This window comes from Kitasatospora sp. NPDC036993, assembly GCF_055607525.1.
The window spans coordinates 312,800-327,964 of sequence record NZ_JBVJRP010000008.1 but is presented as its reverse complement, the minus strand read 5'-3'; the positions used below and the strand labels follow the sequence as shown (position 1 = coordinate 327,964).

The window sequence follows — 15,165 nt, the reverse complement described above, 5'->3', positions numbered from 1 at the left end:
TGGGTTCAGTGCGACGAAGGGTCCGGTAGCCCGGCTGCCAGCTGGCGCAGCGCCTCCGCGAGCAGCGACTGATAGGGCGCCGGCGGGTCGGCGGTGAGGTACTGGTCGTTGGCGGCCCTGACCGCGGCCAGCGAGGCCGCGGCGACCAGCTTCGGGTAGAGGTGCAGGGCCGGGTCGGTGCCGGTCCGGGCGGCCACCGCGGCCGCGAGTTCGGCCTCGGCGCCCGCCCCGCCGCGTGTCAGCTCGGCCTGGAGCGCCGGCTCGCGCAGCAGCAACCGTACGGCGGCGGTCCACTGCCGGTCCGGCTGTCCGGTCAGGTCGCCGAACGGGGCGAGCAGGGCCAGGGTGAGCGCCTCCCAGAGCGGTTCCCCGGCGGGCCGGTCCCGCAGTGCCTCGGCCGACTGATGGATGCGGTCGCGCTGCCGGTGGACGATCGCCTCGGCCTTGCTGGAGAAGTAGTTGTTGTACGTGCGGGGGGAGACTCCGGCGGCGGCCGCGATGTCCTCCACCCGCACGTTCTCCAGCCCCCGCTCCGCCGCCAGGCGCAGTGCCGCCCAGCTGAGTGCCTCCCGCGTCGCGGCCTTCTTCCGTTCCCGCAGCCCGGGCTGACCCTTCGTCATGGGCTCCACTGTCCCGGAAAAGGTGCGTGCCACGCAATAGTGCGCGGCACGCAAGTTTTTCCCGGCGCGACGGGCTGTGGCGAGCCGCCCGTCACCTGCGGTTCGTCGCTGATAGTAGTTGCCTGGTCGCGGAGCGATCCCCGCCGGGAGCCCGTCCCCGCAGGCTTCCCGGCAGGACGACTCGACAGGACTTGAGGAGCGGTCATGGGTGGCAGACAGCGTCCGCCGAGAGCGCGGGCCCCTCGCCAGGGCAGGCCCGCCGCCGGCGGTGCCCGGGTGAACTCCCGCGCGGCGTTCGCCCGCATCGAGGGGTTCCTGGCCTGGGAGGCGGAGGTCGCGGCGGCCGAGCGGGATGCCCGCGCGTTCGCCGCGCAGTTCCCTTGGCTGCCCGCGGCGGAGCGGGAGATCCTCGAACAGGCCTACGCCGCCGACCGGTTGCGCTACGCCGAGGAGGTCGTGGACCGGGCGGTCGAGCGCTGCCGGCGGCTGGCCGCCAGGTACCGCGTCGAGTGCCGCCGGATCTGCGCCCGCTGGGCGGCGCTCTGCCTCTCCGTCGCCCTGGTCGCGGCGCTGTTCGCCGTCGTCCCGGCCGTCCTGGGCGGCTGAGCGCCGCCCCGCACGACGAGGGCCCGCTGTGCCGGTTCCGGCGCAGCGGGCCCCTTCGGTGCCGGAGCGGTTGGTCAGTGGTGGCCGTGGCCGCTGCTGATCTCCTCGTGCTCCTCGGCGGTGGGCTTGGAGATCTGGCTGTACTCGCCGTAGAAGCCGCGGGAGAGCTTCACCCGCGCGCGGGTCCACAGCCCGGCCTTGCGGGCCACCCCGTTCTCGTCGACCTCGGGCGGCAGTTCCGAGGGCTGCGGCTGGTCGTGCGAGGTGAGGGTGTAGAGGCGGCCCTGCGGCAGCGGGGCGTGCACCTCGACGAACTCGCCGTGCTGGAGCCGGTTGATGACGCCGGTCTCCCGGCCGTGCAGGACCTTCTCCTTGTCCCGCCGCTGGAGGCCGAGGCACCACCGCTTGGCGATCACGAAGACGACCACCGGCACGGTGAAGAAGCCGGCCCGGACCGCGTAGGTGATCGCGTTGATCGAGAGGTGGAAGTGGGTGGCCAGCAGGTCGTTGCCGCCACCGGCCAGCAGGAGCAGGTAGAGGCTGATCCAGGCCGCGCCGAAGGCGGTGCGGACCGGGGCGTTGCGCGGCCGGTCGGCGATGTGGTGCTCGCCGCGGTCCCCGGTGATCCAGGCCTCCAGGAACGGGTAGCACCAGATGGCCAGCAGCACGGTCGGGAAGACCATCAGCGGGACGAACACCCCGAGGTTGAGGGTGTGCCCGCCCCAGACGCTGATCTCCCAGCCGGGCATCACGCGGATCAGGCCCTCGGAGAAGCCCATGTACCAGTCCGGCTGGGCGTTGGTGGTCACCTGGTCCGGACGGTACGGGCCGTACATCCAGATCGGGTTGACCGTGGCGATCGCGGCCATCACCGCGACCACGCCGAAGACCAGGAAGAAGAAGCCGCCCGCCTTGGCCGTGTAGACCGGCAGCAGGGGCATGCCGACCACGTTCCTGTTGGTCCGCCCGGGCCCGGCGAACTGGGTGTGCTTGTGGTAGAAGACCAGGATCAGGTGCGCCGCGAGCAGGCCCACCATGATCCCGGGGATCAGCAGGACGTGGACGGTGAACAGCCGGGGGATGATGTCGGTGCCGGGGAACTCGCCGCCGTAGAGGAAGAACTGCAGGTACGTCCCGACGATCGGGACGGCGAGGACGGCGCCCTCCATGAAGCGGATGCCGGTGCCGGAGAGCAGGTCGTCCGGCAGCGAGTAGCCCATGAAGCCGTCGAACATGCCGAGGATCAGCAGCAGCGCCCCGAAGACCCAGTTGATCTCGCGCGGCTTGCGGAACGCGCCGGTGAAGAAGACCCGCATCATGTGGGTCAGCATCGAGGCGACGAAGACGATCGCGGCCCAGTGGTGGATCTGGCGCATCAGCAGGCCGCCGCGCACATCGAAGCTGATCTTCACCGTCGAGGAGAAGGCCTCGGACATCGGGATGCCCTTGAGCGGGACGTACGACCCGTCGTAGACGACCTCGCCCATGCTCGGCACGAAGAACAGGGTGAGCCAGACGCCGGTCAGGATGATGATGACGAAGGTGTAGAGCGCGATCTCGCCCAGCATGAAGGACCAGTGGTCGGGAAAGATCTTGCGCAGATTGGCCTTGGCCAGGGAGTAGATGCCGAGCCGGCCGTCCGTCCAGTCGGCCAGGGCCTCGGCCTTGTTGGCGGGCTCGGCGCGCGTGCTGGTCTCCGGTCCCGGCTGCGACTGCTGGTCGGTTCTCACGACGGGCTCCCCGGCGTCCTCGGCATGCCGTGCTGGAGGCCCGCCGGCGGGAACGCGGGCCGGCGAAGTGTTGTGATCATGGGACCTCTCGATACGGGGCCGCCGGCCGGACCGGCGCGCGGACCGGGTGTTCCGCTGGACCCGTTGCTCAGGGTGATGGATCGCTTACTCTGTCATGCTGTCGGCAGGGGGCCGACTGTGCACGTCCATCGGCCCGTCAGGCCGCTCGTGTCGGGCCGGACGAGGGCCCTGACGCCCGATCGGCTGGCCGCCGGTCGGCCCAACGGGCGCCGATGCTGCGGTCGAGTGCCGCTGAACCGTTTCGGCGCGCGCCGCGTCCGGGGGTCGTACGGTCCGGGGCCTACGCTGCGCCAATGGTGGATCACCGTGAACTCTTCGAGGACGTCACCGAGGCCCTCGCCCGCGCCGGGTTCGACACCGGTCCAGGCTCCTCACCACTGTGGATCGACCGCCACCCCGAGGGCGTGGTGGTCGGCTGGACGCCGGGCGCGGAGCCCGGGGGGCCGCCCTCCCGGGAGGCGCTCGCGGCGCTGAGCGGCGCGGCCGCGGTCGTGCTGCGCGAGCGTGGGTACCTGGTCTCGGGGACCGAGGAGGGCGATCTGCTGGTGCGCTCCGCCGAACCGGTGACGGTTCCCGACGCGCCCGAGCCGGAGCCGGTGCCGGAGCAGTGGTGGGGGTGACGCGGGACGTCTGACGGCTTCGTCGGCTGTGCCGTGCCGTGCCGTGCCGTGTCGGGGCTGTGCCGTGCGGGGCCGGTCACGGTTCGCGCGGCGTGTGGTCGGCGCCTCGGGCGGTGCGGACCGGTGGCGCCGGGCCGGGGCCGGGCCCGCCGGGCCGACGGTTCGATCCGTGGGCCGGCGACGGCCACCGCTTTCGCGCGGTGCTTCGCGGGCGTACGGTGGCCACACGGTGGCACGCCGCCGGGTGGGCCGCCTGGTCAGTGTCGGCACGCCCTGCCGGAGGCCGTTGTGGCAGACCGGATGGCCTTCTTCACCACCCCGCGCGCGGAGCGGGCGCGGCGGGATGCGCGGGAGCGGCTCGGGGACTGGCGCGAGGTGTACCGGCCGGGTTCGCTGCTGCCGATGGTGGGCCGGCAGGCGGGTCGGTGCATGGACTGCGGACTGCCCTTCTGCCACAGCGCCTGTCCGCTGGGGAATCTGGTGCCGGAGTGGAACCAGCTGGTGGCCGAGTCGGGGACGGGCGAGCCGTCGGGCGCGGGGGCGGGACCGGGCAGGGGACCGGACGCGGAGACGGGGGCGGATTGGCGGGCGGCCGCGGCGCGGCTGCTGGCGACCAACAACTTCCCCGAATTCACCGGGCGGCTCTGCCCGGCGCCCTGCGAGAGCGCCTGCGTGCTGGCGATCGACGGCGCGCCGGTGACGATCAAGAACGTGGAGCTGGCGATCGCCGACCGGGCCTGGGCGGAGGGCTGGGACGGGCCGCGGCCACCCGAGCGGCCCGAGCGGGCCGGTGGGCGAAGGGTCGCGGTGATCGGCTCGGGCCCGGCCGGGCTGGCCGCCGCCCAGCAGCTCACCAGGGCCGGGCACGCCACCACGGTGTACGAGCGGGCCGACCGCGCGGGCGGCCTGCTGCGGTACGGCATCCCGCCGTTCCGGCTGGAGAAGCACCGGCTGGAGCGCCGGCTGGACCAGCTGCGGGCCGAGGGCACCGCCTTCCGCACCGGGGTGTGGGTCGGCCGGGACGTCCCGGGCGAGGAACTGCGGGCCGGGTACGACGCGGTGGTGGTCGCGGTCGGCGCGACCGCGGGCCGGGAGCTGCCGGTGCCGGGGCGTGAACTGCCCGGCGTGCACCAGGCGATGGAGTACCTGACCTGGGCGAACCGGGTGGACGAGGGCGACCGCCCGGCCTCGCCGGTGTCCGCAGAGGGGCGGCACGTGGTGATCGTCGGCGGTGGGGACACGGCGGCGGACTGCCTGGGCACGGCGCTGCGCCAGCACGCCGCCTCGGTCACCCAGCTGGACATCAACCCCCGCCCGGCGGAGGACCGGCCGCCAGGGCAGCCCTGGCCGGTCCACCCCAAGGTGTACCGGGAGACCACCTCGCACGAGGAGTCCGGGGCCGCGGAGGCCGGGCCCAGGCTGTTCGCCGCGGCCACCGTGGGCTTCGAGCCGGGCCCGGACGGCCGGCTGGCCGCCGTCCGCTTCGCCGAGGCCGAACCCGGCGACCGCCGCCCCCGGGCGGGCACCGCGCGGAGCCTGCCGGCGCAACTGGCGCTGCTCGCGCTGGGGTTCACCGGGCCGGAGCCGGACCGGCGGCTGTTCGGCCAACTCGGCCTGGCCATCGGGCCGGAGGGCACCCTGGCGAGGGACGACGGGTTCGCCACGGCGGCGGAGGGCGTGTTCGTCGCGGGGGACGCCGGGCGCGGGCAGTCGCTGATCGTCTGGGCGATCGCGGAGGGCCGGGCGGTGGCGGCGGCGGTGGACCGGTACCTGCGGGGGTGGACGGAGCTGCCGGCGCCGATCCCGGCCTCGGCGCGGGCGCTCACGGTGTGAGTCCGGGAGCTGCCCGCGCCGGGCCGGGCCGGGGTGGGTCGCGGTGGGTCGGTGGGCTGTGGTCCGGCGGGGCGGTGGGCCGGGACAGGCTCGTCGGGTCTGTCGGGTCTGTCGGGCCCGGGGTCAGAACAGCGGCAGACGGCGGGCGAACACGTCGTCGACGTGGTTGGTGTCCCCGGGGACGAGGGTGCCGTCGTACGAGGTGAACACCACCGTGGTGCCGAGGGCGTCGGCGAACGGGAAGTACGAGGAGCCGGCGGTCTGCGAACCGTCGCCCGCCACGCTGACCCGTTCGGTGCTGCCGGTCCACAGGTCGTGCCGGAAGACGTCCTCGGTCTCGTTGGTGTCGCCGGGGACGAGGTTCGCCGCCGAGGACTGGAAGAAGACCCAGCGGTTGTCCGCCGTGATCCGGCCGCCGGTCGAGCCGAGGGTGGTCTTCGTCCCGGGCAGGCCGGCGCTGACCAGCGTCTCGGTGCCCTGCTTCAGGTCACGGACGTAGAGCTCGAAGTGGCGGTCCCACTGGCTGTCGCCGTGCATCACCCAGGACGAGAAGACCGCGTAGCGGCCGTCCGGGCTGATCGAGGGGGTGACCACGCCCCGGTAGCCGTCCTCGCCGTCCGGGCTGGCCAGGCTCGTCCGCTCGGTGCGCAGGTCCCGGACGTACAGCGGGTAGGTGTGCGGCTTGAGGATCTCCGCGCGGGCCGCGGGCCGGAAGGAGTCGGCGACGAACTCCTGGTCGGATTCGACGGACAGCTCGGCGAGCGCCTTCGCGGAGAGAGCGCCCGGCTGACCCGGGTCGAGCATGTTGGTCGCCTTGGAGATGAAGACGACCGTGCTGCCGTCGGCGCTGATCTCCGGAGCGGAGGAGGAGCCGTTCGCCTCCTTGCCGCCCGCGCCGATGCTGACCAGGCGGGTGTCGCCGGTCCAGCGGTCGGTGACGTAGATGTTGCCGCCGAACCAGGTGACCGTGTCGGGGGCGAGGTCGGTGCGGTTGGACTGGTAGGCGACGTAGCGGCCGTCCCAGCTGATGGAGGGGACGCCGGCCAGCTTGCCCGTCTGCGGCACCCCCGTCCTGCCGACGCTGACCAGGCGGGTGTCGCCGGTCCAGCGGTCGTGGACGTAGACGTCCTCGGAGCCGATGTTCGCACCGGGCGCGAGGTTGGTGGCGACGGAACTGAACGTCACGTAGCGGCCGTTGCCGCTGATGCTCGCCTCGTAGGCGTCACCGTCGGCCTGGACTCCGCCGGGGCCGGTGTCGACCCGTTCGGTGCGGCCGGTCCACAGGTCGCGGACGAAGGCGTCGGACTTGCCGTTGGTGTCGCCGGGCACCAGGTCGGCGGCCTCGGAGGTGAAGACGGCGAAGCGGCCGTCGAAGCTCAGGCCGCCGCTGCGTGATTCGCCGGTGGCCTGCGCCTGCCCGGGGCCGACGGAGACGCGTTCGACGCGGGCGCCCGGCCAGGCGGTCGGGGCCGCGTCGGTCGGGGCCGCTTGGGCGGGGGCGGCGACGGCGACGGCCAGTGCGGCGGCCGCGAGGGTGCAGGCCGCGCGCAGCGGTCGGCGGATTCGGGTCATTGGTTCCTCCCCTGGGATCGGCCGTGCCGCGTCGGCGGTGGACGCCGAACTCCCCGGCGGCAGGCTCGGGGCGAGCCAACCGTCGGGCGGGGCGGTCGGTCAACGGTTGCGCGCCGGGAGCGGCGCATTCGGGTCGGGGGGCCGTGGACGCGATCGGGTCGGGTACGTACGGCCTTTGCTGCGATCCGCCGACGTGGGGGTCGGGAGATGTGCGTACGAGGGTCGGAAGGCGAAGGCGCGGGCGCGGGCGAAGGCGTGAGCGTGGGTGCAAGGCGGCTGTTCCCGCTGTTGGGCGGGAACGAGGAGACGCGGGTGCTGACCATGCCGCCCAAGCGTGGGGCCGAGGACGTCCGGCGGCTGGGGGAGCTGATCGGCCGGCATGCGACGGCGGTCGTCCTGGACTGAGCGGCGGTCCGGTTGGTGGGTCACAGGGTGGGTTCCGTGGTGGGTCCGCTGGGCTCGGTGGTGGTGGCGGCGCTGGTCGTGGTGGTGTCCTCGGGGGCGGCGCGTTCGGACCGGTAGGCCCGCTGGTCGTAGCGCCAGAGCGCGGGAACCGCGGCGGACAGCGCGGCCGAGCTGCCGAGGCAGAGCAGGCCGCCGGTGCGCAGTGCGGTCCTGATGCCCTGGCGGGCGGCCAGGCCACCGGCCCGCAGGTCGCCCAGAGCCGGCCCGGCGGATCCGATCAGCATCTCCAACCCGGCTGCGCGGCCCCGGAGTTCGTCCGGGATCGACTGGTTCCAGATGGCGCTGCGGAAGGTGTCGCCGATCCAGTGGGCGCCGCCCGCGACGGTCAGGCAGAGCAGGACAGCCCACACTCCGGGGGCGAACGCGGCCGCCGCCGTCGCCGCGCCGACCAGGGCCGCGGAGAGCAGGACCAGCCGGCCGTGCCGGTGCACCCGGTCCGTCCACCCGCCCGTCGCGGCGGCGATCAGGCTGCCGGCCGCGCTGGCGGAGTAGAGCAGGCCGAGCGCCCAGCCGACGTCCAGGTCCGCGGCCAGGAACGGGAACAGCGCGGTGGGCAGGGCGAAGGCGGTGGCCGCGAGATCGGCCAGGTAGGTGCCGATCAGGTCGGGTCGCCGGGCCGCGTACCGGGCGCCGTCGAGGAACTCGGTGAGTCGCGGCGCCTCGGCGTCCCGCTCCGAGGGGACCGGCCGGACCCGGGCGAGCAGGGCGATCGAGAGCAGGAAGGTGGCGAGGTCGACCAGATAGGCCGCCGGGACGCCGGCGGTGGCGATCAGCAGTCCGGCCGCGGCCGGGGCGGCCACGCCGCCGATGCTCCAGCGCAGCGAGAGCAGGGCGCCCGCGGCCACCAGCTGGTCCTGGGGCACCAGTCGGGGGACCATCGCCTCGACCGAGGGCTGCTGGATGCCCTGGATCGCCGCCGCCACCCCGGCGGCGGCGTAGAGCGGCCACACGGCGGGGGTGCCGAGCAGCGCGTTGACCAGCAGCAGGGCGCTGAGCGCGGCCAGCGCGACCTCGGTCGCCAGGGCGACGGTGCGGCGGTCGGCGCGGTCGGCCAGGACGCCGCCGTAGAGGCCGAACAGGATGGCGGGCACCAGTTCGACGGCGCCGACCGCGCCGACGGCCAGCGGTGAGCCGGTGAGGCCGGCGATCTGGAGCGGGATCGCGGTCATGGTGAAGATCGAGCCGAGCAGGGTGACGGTGCCGGAGGTCCAGGTCAGCCGGAAGTCCCGGGAGGAGCGCCAGGGTGTGGTGTTCGGCAGCAGTCGGGTCAGGAGGCGTCCTGAGGTCGTGCCCGTTCCCGCGGTTGTGCCCGTTCCGGGCGTCGCGGCCGGTTCGGAGGTCGGGTTCGGTTGAGAGGTCCGATTCGGTTCGGAGGTCGGGTTCGACCCGGTGGTCATGAGGGGTGAGGTCCCTTCGCTGCCGTCTGCGGGGTCGCGACGGCTCTCCTTATCGCCGATAAGTTACGGCTCGGGAACTTATCGGCGATAAGGTGGATCTGGCAAGCGGATATCTCAGGAGGCCGACCGGATGGCGCTGACACGCGACGAGGTGGTGCGCACGGCACTGCGCCTGCTCGACGAGGAGGGCATCGACGGGGTCACCACCCGCCGGCTCGCCCGCGAACTCGGCGTGCAGTCACCGGCGTTGTACTGGCACTTCAGGAACAAGCGGGAACTGCTCGACCTGATGGCCGAGGCGATGCTCGCCGAGGCACTCCCGCCCGACCGCGAGCCGGACCCGGAGCGCTGGCCCGAGTGGATCGCCGCCGACGCCCGCGCCAAGCGGAACGCCCTGCTCGCCTACCGCGACGGCGCCAGGGTGCACGCGGGCACCCTGCCCACCGAGGACGAACTCCCCGCGGTCGAGGCCCAGTTGAGCGCACTCTGTCGGGCCGGGCTGCGCCCCCGTACGGCGCTGCGGCTGCTGCTGACCGTCGACCGGTACATCATGGGCTGGGTCACCGAGGAGCAGGCCTGGCGGCAGGACGCCGCGGACCGGGACCAGCCGCCGTTCCCGGACGAGGCGTTGAGTGAACTGCCGCTGTTGCGTGAGGCGGTCGACGTGCTGCGGATGACCGACCACGACACCGACTTCGAGTACGGGCTGCGGGTGCTGATCGAGGGGTTCCGGGGCGAGATCGCGCGGGAGGCGGCGGGGGGTTGAGCGGCGCGGGGTGCGGGATACGGGGCCTGGTGGTGGCCGGGCCGGCGTGAGGCCTCGGCGGGCCGCTACGCGCCGGCGAGTCGGAGGGCCTCGCGGAGCCGTCCGTCGGAGCTCGTGAGCAGGCGGGCGGCGGTGGGCGCGTCCACGTCCGCGAGCAGGGCCAGGATCGCGTCCTTGGCCCGGCCTTCGGTCGCGGTCAGGGCGCGGTCGACCGCTGCCGGATCGGCGCCGGTCGCCTCGGCGACGATCCGTCGGGCGCGGTGGCGCAGCTTGTCGTTGGTGGCGCGGAGGTCGACCATCAGATTCCCGTACGTGCGGCCGAGCCGGACCATCACGGCCGTGGACAGCAGGTTGAGCACCAGTTTCTGCGCCGTACCGGCCTTGAGCCGGGTCGATCCGGCCAGCACCTCGGGGCCGACCTCCACCTCGATGCCCAGCTCGGCGGTGGCCGCCAGCGCCGAACCCCGGTTGCACGCCAGTCCGACGGTCAGCGCCCCCGTGGCCCGCGCGGCGCGGACGGCGGCCAGCGGATAGGGCGTACGGCCGGAAGCGGAGACGCCCACCAGGGTGTCGTCGGGGGTGAGCGCGAGCGCGGCCACATCGGCCTCGGCGAGGTCGGTGCGGTCCTCCGCGCCCTCGGCGGCGGCCGTGACGGCCGAGCGCCCGCCCGCGATCAGACCGACGACCAGCGTCGGATCGGTACCGAAGGTCGGCGGGCACTCGACGGCGTCCAGCACGCCGAGCCGACCGGCCGTCCCCGCGCCGGCGTAGACCAGCCGGCCGCCCCGCGCCATCCGGGCGGCCACGGCGTCCACCACGGCGGCGATCCGCTCCAGTTCCCCGGCGACGGCGACGGGCACGCTGTGGTCCTCGGCGTTCATCAGGCGGAGCAGTCCGAGCGTGGGCAGCTGGTCGATCGCGGCCCAGTCGGGGCGGATGGTCTCGGTCGCGGGTACGGAGTCATGACTCATGCGGCGAGCCTCCCCGGGTGCGCGGCGGCCGAATCCGGGCAAGCGTGAAGGGGAGGGAGGTGATGGAGATGGAACCGACCGTCGCCGAGCTGCTGGAACGGTTCGGCCGCACCTATGCGGAGGAAGCCGGGATCACGCTGCGCGACAAGCCCTCGCCGCTCTACCGGCTGCTCGTCCTGACCGTGCTGTGCTCGGCGCGGATCAGCGCCGTCACCGCCACGGCGGCGGCCCGCGAGCTGTCGGCCGCCGGGCTGCGGACCCCGCGCGCGATGGCCGACGCCCGGCGCGGGACGCTCATCTCCGCCCTGGGCCGGGCCCACTACGTGCGCTACGACGAGAGCACCGCCACCGCGCTCGGGCGGGGGGCCGGGCTGCTGCTCGACCGCTGGCACGGCGACCTGCGGCGCCTGCGGGACGAGGCCGGGGGCGAGCCGGAGCGGATCGGCGAGCTGCTCCGGGAGTTCCCCCGGATCGGGCCGGTCGGCGCCGGGATCTTCCGGCGCGAGGCGCAGGCGGTCTGGCCGTCGCTGCGGCCGTACTTCGACGAGCGGGCGCTGGTGGAGGCCCGGGCACTGGGGCTGCCGGGCGAACCGGACGGGCTGGCGGCGCTGGTCGGCCCGGGGGAGCAGGCCCGGCTGGCGGCGGCGCTGACCCGGGCGAGCCTGGCGCATGTCGGGGCCGGGTGAGGGGTGGCGTCCAGAAGGCGGGTGCGGGGGTGGATGCGGGGGCGGGTGCGGGACCGGGCGCGGGGGGTGGGCGCGGGGTCAGGCCATCCAGAAGAAGACCGCCGTCATCCGGCGCGCGGCCAGTTCGGTGCCGTAGTAGCCGGTGGCGCTGTGGATCAGGTTGGCGTGGTAGAGGAGCAACTGGTTGTAGCGGTTGGGGACGCGGACGTCCTCGGCGAAGTGGTCGGCGGGCACGTGCCGGGTGCCGAGCGCTTCGACCAGGTTGTTGTGCGGGGCGTTGACCAGGTTGCCGCCGAGACGGCCTCCGGGGAACTGCTGGCGGTAGAAGCTGGTGCCGGCGTCCTTGGGGGCGCCCGGGCTGAGGTAGAGGACGGCGGCGTAACGGCAGAGCGCGCGGGAGTCGGTGTGCGGGCGGGACTCCGACTCGCCGGCGCCGACGACCTGCACGCAGTTGTGGTTGAGCGTGCCGCCGCCCGGGGTGCTCTGCACCCAGAGCCGGGAGGCGCCGGTGGCCTTGCGGACCAGCGCCTCGACCCGGGCCAGTTCCCCGGGCTCCAGGCCCGGCATGGTGCGGAGCCCGGGCCAGGTCTCGGGACGGTGCGGGTAGCCCTCGGTCCAGTCCTCACGGGCCAGACAACGCTCCCGGACGGCGTCCGGATCGGGCAGTACCTTGTCCAGGACCCAGTAGTCCCGGCCCCTGGTGGGTTTGCGGTACGGCAGGACCGGCAGGGCGGTGGGCCTGATGGGCTGTGAGGGCATGGGCCGACGATAGGCGCGGTGATCGTCAACCTTCTGCCGTGAGCAGGTCAACCTTTCGTCAAAGGCGCCCTGACCAGGGGTGATCGCCGGCGCTCCGGTGGGTGGCGGTGCTGCGGACGAGAACTCGCGTCCGCGTCCACCAGGCGTCCCGCCAGTTCGCCGGACGCGTTCTCACCAGCACCCGGCAGGCTCGTGACCTCCTCGACAACCCGGCCCTGCAGATCCACGAAGGGAAGGGCATGACCTGCGTCTTCGACCCGGCGAAAGCCAAGTGCCGTCTGGGCGGCGGCGATTACATCCGACGGACCCCGGACCTGACCGACTGCCAGCCTGGTTGTCAGAACATCGCCCGCACCGACCGTGACCTCACCGTCGGCCACAGTCAGATCGCCGAACTGGAGGAGCTCGTGGACGATCCGCGTGAGCCCGGGTCCCCGCAACGAGCGCGAGCGCCGCGAACTGGCCCGGCTCACCTCGATCGTCCCCGAACACGACCTCACTCGGCCGGTGACGTCGTGACGCCCGCCGCCGACGTCGACCGGGCCGCAATCCAGGCCGCCGCCGACCGGCTGCTGCCGGGCACCCCGCTTCGCTCCACGGGCGAACTCACCGTCGTCCAGCTGGCCGCCGAGGCCGGGGTCAGGCGCCGGCTGCTGACCCACAAGCACCGCGACCTGGCCGAGCACTTCCAGGCCCGGGCCCGGCTCCTCGCTGGCGACCCGCCACCGGTTGCGGCCCTCAAGAAGAAGATCAGTGAGCTGGAGGAAGCCAATGCCCAGCTCAGAGCAGTGGAAGCCGAGCAGCGGGAGCTGACGGACTTCTACGCGCATGTCATTAACGAGCTCTCCGTCGAGCTCGACCGCGTCACCGCCGAACGCGACCAGCTCCTCGGCAACGTCCGCTCCATCTCCCTCGTCCCGCGCCGGGGCCCGCTTCGAACGTCGCCAACTCGTTGAACGGCCGCAGGCGACTGCGGCATGAATAGGGGTCGGCCACTTCGGCGGCGTGACCACCCTGTGGGACGTGGCCACGGGCCGCCGGGCCGGCGAGCGCATGGCCGGCCCGAAGGATGCGTCGCACATGGCGACGGCGGTGGAGACCGGTGGCGGGGTGGCGGTGGCCGTCAGCATCCACGCCGGCCTGGTGCGGCTCCTGGACCCGGCCACCGGGCGGGTGAAGAGCCACTGGCTCACCCCCCTGCCCATCGACGAGAACATCGGCGGGATCGCCGCCACGGGCGGGGCTCACGCCGCCCGCCCGCCGCCCGCAGCCCGTCCCCGGCCGACGGACGCGCCGGGCGGGGCTCAGGCGGCCGGGAGCATGGCACGCCGGCCGGGCGCGGCGGGGGACTGCACGGTCATCCCGCCGTCGATCACCAGGAGTTGCCCGGTCAGGTAACGCGACTCGTCGGAGGCCAGGAACACCATCGCGTGGCCGATGTCCTCGGGGGAGCCCAGGTACGGCAGGGCGTTGCAGGCCAGGAGCGACTCGACGACCTCGGCGGGCAGGTTGTCCCGCAGGGCGGGCGTCATGACGGCCCCGGGGGCCACCGCGTTGCAGCGCACGCCCTGCGGGCCGTACTGCACGGCGATCGACTTGGTGAGGTTGACGACGGCGGCCTTCACGGCTCCGTAGGAGATCTGGACGACGTCGCCGACCAGGCCGGCCACCGAGGCGGTGTTGATGATCGACCCGCCGCCCGCCGCGATGAGGTGCGGCAGCGCGTGCCGGGTGCCGAGCAGGGTGCTGCGCATGTTGAGGGCGACGGCGCGGTCGAACTCGTCAAGGTCGAGCCGGAGCAGGTCGAGGTCCTTGCGGGGGTCGCTGCCGCCCACGTGGTTGCAGAGCACGTCCAGTCCGCCGAACTCACGCACGGCGGCCGCGACGGCGGCAGCCGTCGAGGCTTCGTCGGTGACGTCGACGGTCACCGGCAGGGCAAGGCCGCCGGCCGCCTCCACCAGACGCGCGGTCTCCTCAGCGGCGGCCGGGTGGTGGTCGGCGACCACCACGGCGGCCCCCTCGCGGCTCATCAGCTCGGCCGCGGCGCGGCCGATCCCACTGCCGGCGCCGGTGATCAGCGCGGTCTTGTCCTTGAGTCGGTCCATGGTTCCACTCCTTGTCGAGCCGTTTGTCATCAATGATGACAAGAGTAAGTCATCTATGATGACTTCTTCGACGAGTGAAGGAGAACCCGGCGTGAGCGAGCCACCAACCCCTCGACCGCGCCGGTCCTCGGCCCTGACCAGACAGGCCATCCACGACGCGGCACGGGAGCTGTTCAACCGGGACGGCTTCGGCGCCGTGGGCATCCGCGCGGTCGCCGCGCGGGCCGGAGTGGACGCCGCACTGGTGATCCGGTACTTCGGATCAAAGGAGCGGCTCTTCGTCGAGGCGATGAGCGTCGACCTGCCGGCCGTCAGGATCCTCCAGGGCCCGCTGGACGGCATGGGCCGGGCACTGGTCGCCCACGTGGTGGACCTGTCCTCCTCGACCGCGGGCTCGCTGGCCGTCGCCTCCCTCGCCGCCCTGTTCCGGGCCTCCGACCGTGCCGAGGTCCAGCGCAGCCTGCGGACCACGATCGAGCGGGCCTTCGCCGATCCGCTCGCCCCCCGCCTCGCCGGCGAGGACGCCGGACTGCGCGCCCACCTGGTCGCCGCCCAGATCGGCGGGCTGCTCACCTCCCTGCACGTGGTGGAGGACGAGGTGCTCGTCTCCGCCGACCGGACGGCGCTGGTCGCGCACTACGGCGACTCCGTCCAGCGGCTCATCGACGGCTGAAAGTGATCGCGGCGCCGCGATCGCGTCGCTCACAGAAGGGCGGCGTCCGGCATCTTCGCCGGCCGCTGCCCGATCAACGTGGTCAGCGTGCCGCGTCCCGCAGAGCAGGATGTGACTTGAGGAGTACCGTTGTCCGGCCCTGACACCACCCGGACCCCGGGCACTGGGCGCTCGCCCGCCGCACCATCGACCATGTCCTGTGCCCGCGCCAGCAACCGCAGTTAGCCCTGGCTTTCCCCCTGTCGGCAGCCCGGGCTTCCAATGAACCAGACCAGCCTGCT

General features: G+C 73.6%; 15 protein-coding genes. 8 read left to right on the top strand and 7 right to left on the bottom strand.

The window, feature by feature from the left end; translation table 11 throughout:
• Nucleotides 1-5 precede the first annotated feature (5 nt).
• Nucleotides 6-620 (bottom strand): TetR/AcrR family transcriptional regulator, encoded by a 615-nt coding sequence (locus ACZ7C5_RS19590; protein WP_401086596.1) that lies wholly within the window; start codon nucleotides 618-620, stop codon nucleotides 6-8.
• 204 nt (nucleotides 621-824) lie between these two features.
• Between ACZ7C5_RS19590 and ACZ7C5_RS19585 the strand changes: the two genes are divergently transcribed.
• On the top strand, nucleotides 825-1,226 hold the full coding sequence (locus ACZ7C5_RS19585) for a hypothetical protein (RefSeq protein WP_401086593.1): 402 nt from the start codon (nucleotides 825-827) through the stop codon (nucleotides 1,224-1,226).
• A gap of 74 nt (nucleotides 1,227-1,300) precedes the next feature.
• Here ACZ7C5_RS19585 and qcrB read toward each other — a convergent pair whose 3' ends face one another.
• A complete protein-coding gene (gene qcrB / locus ACZ7C5_RS19580; protein ID WP_401086779.1) occupies nucleotides 1,301-2,881 on the bottom strand; it encodes a cytochrome bc1 complex cytochrome b subunit in 1,581 nt (526 codons plus the stop codon).
• Between the two features lie 449 nt (nucleotides 2,882-3,330).
• Between qcrB and ACZ7C5_RS19575 the strand changes: the two genes are divergently transcribed.
• Nucleotides 3,331-3,657, top strand: a complete 327-nt coding sequence (locus ACZ7C5_RS19575; RefSeq protein WP_188301040.1) for a hypothetical protein — start codon at nucleotides 3,331-3,333, stop codon at nucleotides 3,655-3,657.
• Nucleotides 3,658-3,945: 288 nt separating this feature from the next.
• Nucleotides 3,946-5,490, top strand: coding sequence for a glutamate synthase subunit beta (locus ACZ7C5_RS19570; protein ID WP_470323090.1), 1,545 nt, complete (start codon nucleotides 3,946-3,948; stop codon nucleotides 5,488-5,490).
• A gap of 123 nt (nucleotides 5,491-5,613) precedes the next feature.
• Here ACZ7C5_RS19570 and ACZ7C5_RS19565 read toward each other — a convergent pair whose 3' ends face one another.
• Complete coding sequence (locus ACZ7C5_RS19565; RefSeq protein WP_401086587.1) at nucleotides 5,614-7,062, bottom strand: TolB family protein; 1,449 nt, start codon at nucleotides 7,060-7,062, stop codon at nucleotides 5,614-5,616.
• A gap of 261 nt (nucleotides 7,063-7,323) precedes the next feature.
• Here ACZ7C5_RS19565 and ACZ7C5_RS19560 point away from each other — a divergent pair, with 261 nt between their 5' ends.
• Nucleotides 7,324-7,467 carry a hypothetical protein gene (locus ACZ7C5_RS19560; RefSeq protein ID WP_401086584.1) on the top strand — a complete coding sequence of 48 codons (144 nt, stop codon included), beginning with the start codon at nucleotides 7,324-7,326 and terminating at the stop codon, nucleotides 7,465-7,467.
• A 20-nt stretch (nucleotides 7,468-7,487) separates the two neighbouring features.
• Here the strand turns inward: ACZ7C5_RS19560 and ACZ7C5_RS19555 are convergent, their stop codons facing one another.
• On the bottom strand, nucleotides 7,488-8,924 hold the full coding sequence (locus ACZ7C5_RS19555; RefSeq protein WP_470323089.1) for an MFS transporter: 1,437 nt from the start codon (nucleotides 8,922-8,924) through the stop codon (nucleotides 7,488-7,490).
• Nucleotides 8,925-9,054: 130 nt separating this feature from the next.
• On the opposite strand from ACZ7C5_RS19555, the gene ACZ7C5_RS19550 reads away from it, so the two are divergent.
• Nucleotides 9,055-9,690 carry a TetR/AcrR family transcriptional regulator C-terminal domain-containing protein gene (locus ACZ7C5_RS19550; protein ID WP_401086577.1) on the top strand — a complete coding sequence of 212 codons (636 nt, stop codon included), beginning with the start codon at nucleotides 9,055-9,057 and terminating at the stop codon, nucleotides 9,688-9,690.
• Between the two features lie 65 nt (nucleotides 9,691-9,755).
• Here ACZ7C5_RS19550 and murQ read toward each other — a convergent pair whose 3' ends face one another.
• Nucleotides 9,756-10,661, bottom strand: a complete 906-nt coding sequence (murQ, locus tag ACZ7C5_RS19545; RefSeq protein WP_470323088.1) for an N-acetylmuramic acid 6-phosphate etherase — start codon at nucleotides 10,659-10,661, stop codon at nucleotides 9,756-9,758.
• Between the two features lie 62 nt (nucleotides 10,662-10,723).
• On the opposite strand from murQ, the gene ACZ7C5_RS19540 reads away from it, so the two are divergent.
• The gene (locus ACZ7C5_RS19540; protein ID WP_470323087.1) at nucleotides 10,724-11,347 is read left to right on the top strand and encodes an endonuclease; all 624 of its coding nucleotides are present in this window, start codon (nucleotides 10,724-10,726) and stop codon (nucleotides 11,345-11,347) included.
• Nucleotides 11,348-11,425: 78 nt separating this feature from the next.
• Here ACZ7C5_RS19540 and ACZ7C5_RS19535 read toward each other — a convergent pair whose 3' ends face one another.
• On the bottom strand, nucleotides 11,426-12,106 hold the full coding sequence (locus tag ACZ7C5_RS19535; RefSeq protein WP_470323086.1) for a DUF6445 family protein: 681 nt from the start codon (nucleotides 12,104-12,106) through the stop codon (nucleotides 11,426-11,428).
• Nucleotides 12,107-12,207: 101 nt separating this feature from the next.
• Here ACZ7C5_RS19535 and ACZ7C5_RS19530 point away from each other — a divergent pair, with 101 nt between their 5' ends.
• On the top strand, nucleotides 12,208-13,062 hold the full coding sequence (locus tag ACZ7C5_RS19530; protein ID WP_470323085.1) for a hypothetical protein: 855 nt from the start codon (nucleotides 12,208-12,210) through the stop codon (nucleotides 13,060-13,062).
• Nucleotides 13,063-13,410: 348 nt separating this feature from the next.
• On the opposite strand, the gene ACZ7C5_RS19525 is transcribed toward ACZ7C5_RS19530, so the two are convergent.
• Entirely contained in the window at nucleotides 13,411-14,211 is an 801-nt protein-coding gene (locus ACZ7C5_RS19525; protein ID WP_470323084.1) for an SDR family NAD(P)-dependent oxidoreductase, read from the bottom strand.
• Between the two features lie 91 nt (nucleotides 14,212-14,302).
• Here ACZ7C5_RS19525 and ACZ7C5_RS19520 point away from each other — a divergent pair, with 91 nt between their 5' ends.
• Nucleotides 14,303-14,884 (top strand): TetR/AcrR family transcriptional regulator, encoded by a 582-nt coding sequence (locus ACZ7C5_RS19520; protein ID WP_470323083.1) that lies wholly within the window; start codon nucleotides 14,303-14,305, stop codon nucleotides 14,882-14,884.
• Nucleotides 14,885-15,165: the final 281 nt, after the last annotated feature.